Source organism: Bacillus sp. Nf3, assembly GCF_003028545.1.
Classification (GTDB): Bacteria; Bacillota; Bacilli; order Bacillales; family Bacillaceae; genus Bacillus; species Bacillus safensis.
The window spans coordinates 1-521 of the sequence record NZ_PYUA01000106.1 but is presented as its reverse complement, the minus strand read 5'-3'; the positions used below and the strand labels follow the sequence as shown (position 1 = coordinate 521).

The 521-nt window shown below is 66.2% G+C and carries 1 pseudogene; it reads left to right on the top strand.

Annotation, left to right across the window (positions count from 1 at the left end):
* Positions 1 to 521: pseudogene (locus tag C9414_RS21065) on the top strand (hypothetical protein); the annotation flags it as partial.

The following is a 521-nucleotide window of genomic DNA, read 5'->3' as shown; positions in this document are numbered from 1 at the left end:
GACCCGTGGCATGAATTCTTCAAGTCGCCGAAGTGGCTGGACGCGCTGATCGCCAAGGGCGCGCTGGGCCAGAAGACCGGCGCCGGCATCTTCCGCAAGGTCGGCAAGGACATCGTGGTGCTGGACCTGGAAAAGCAGGACTACCGCGCCGCCGATCGCACTGCTGCCCCGGAAGTGGTCGAGATCCTGAAGATCAAGAACCCGGCCGAAAAGTTCGCCAAGCTGCGCGAGAGCCAGCACCCGCAGGCGCAGTTCCTGTGGGCGACCTTCCGCGACCTGTTCCACTACAGCGCCTACCACCTGGCCGATATCGCCGAGACCGCACGCGACGTCGACCTGGCCATCCGCTGGGGCTACGGCTGGTCGCTGGGCCCGTTCGAAACCTGGCAGGCTGCCGGCTGGAAGCAGGTTGCGCAGTGGATTGCCGACGACATCGTGGCCGGCAAGAGCATGAGCAACGCCCCGCTGCCGGACTGGGTGTTCGATGGCCGCGACGGCGTGCATGCCGCCGAAGGCAGCTA